The organism is Streptomyces lushanensis (genome assembly GCF_001700515.1).
Classification (GTDB): Bacteria; Actinomycetota; Actinomycetes; order Streptomycetales; family Streptomycetaceae; genus Streptomyces; species Streptomyces lushanensis.
The window spans coordinates 1-1,347 of sequence record NZ_MAUD01000095.1 but is presented as its reverse complement, the minus strand read 5'-3'; the positions used below and the strand labels follow the sequence as shown (position 1 = coordinate 1,347).

Annotated in this window: 1 protein-coding gene; it reads left to right on the top strand. The window is 70.8% G+C overall.

Annotation, left to right across the window (positions count from 1 at the left end):
* Positions 1-1,248 (top strand): NAD+ synthase (locus BFF77_RS09200; RefSeq protein WP_066946158.1); only part of this gene is annotated, 1,248 nt, incomplete at its 5' end.
* Positions 1,249-1,347 lie beyond the last annotated feature (99 nt).

The window sequence follows — 1,347 nt, the reverse complement described above, 5'->3', positions numbered from 1 at the left end:
CCGGCCGCGCGGTCCGCCGAGGCCGGGCTGCTGATCTCCATCAACGCCTCCCCCTACGAGCGCGAGAAGGACGACACCCGGCTCGAGCTGGTGCGCAAGCGCGCCCAGGAGGCCGGCTGCACCACCGCGTATCTCGCCATGATCGGCGGCCAGGACGAACTGGTCTTCGACGGTGACTCGATCGTGGTCGACCGGGACGGCGAAGTCGTGGCGCGCGCACCGCAGTTCGCCGAGGGCTGTGTGGTCCTGGACCTCGATCTGCCGGCCGCCTCGCCCGAGCCGCGTTCCGGCGTTGTGGACGACGGGCTGCGGATCGACCGGGTCGTCCTCTCCGAGGAGCCTCTGCCGGCCTACGAGCCCGAGCTGGCCGGTGGCTACGCCGACCGGCTGGCGGACGACGAGGAGGTCTATTCGGCGCTGGTCGTGGGCCTGCGCGCGTATGTAGCCAAGAACGGCTTCCGTTCTGTGCTGATCGGGCTCTCCGGCGGTATCGACTCCGCGCTCGTCGCCGCCCTCGCGTGCGACGCGGTCGGCGCGCAGAACGTGTACGGCGTGGCCATGCCGTCCAAGTACTCCTCGGACCACTCCCGGGGCGACGCGGCCGAGCTGGCCCGCCGTACCGGGCTCAACTTCCGTACGATCCCGATCGAGCCGATGTTCGACGCGTACATGGGCTCGCTCGCGCTCACCGGGCTGGCGGAGGAGAACCTCCAGTCGCGGCTGCGCGGCACGCTGCTGATGGCCCTCTCCAACCAGGAGGGCCAGATCGTGCTCGCCCCGGGCAACAAGTCCGAGCTGGCGGTGGGCTACTCGACGCTGTACGGCGACTCCGTCGGCGCGTACGGCCCGATCAAGGACGTCTACAAGACCTCCGTCTTCCGGCTCGCCCGGTGGCGCAACCGCGCCGCCGAGGAGCGCGGCCAGACACCGCCCATCCCGGAGAACTCGATCTCCAAGCCGCCGAGCGCCGAGCTGCGTCCCGGCCAGGTCGACACGGACTCGCTGCCGGACTACGACGTGCTGGACCGGATCCTGGAGCTGTACGTCGACCGCGACCAGGGCACGGACGCGATCGTCGCGGCCGGTTTCGACGCCGAGCTGGTCGCGCGGACGCTGCGGATGGTGGACACGGCCGAGTACAAACGGCGCCAGTACCCGCCGGGTACCAAGATCTCGGCGAAGGGCTTCGGCAAGGACCGGCGCCTGCCGATCACGAACCGCTGGCGGGAGTCACCCCACCAGGGCTAGGCCCTGTCCGGTCGATCTTCGTGGATCGGCCCGGGGCGGCTGGTGGAGGGGGTACCTCCCGTGCCGTTCAGGCCACGGGGGAGCATCGCAAGGCGGAGG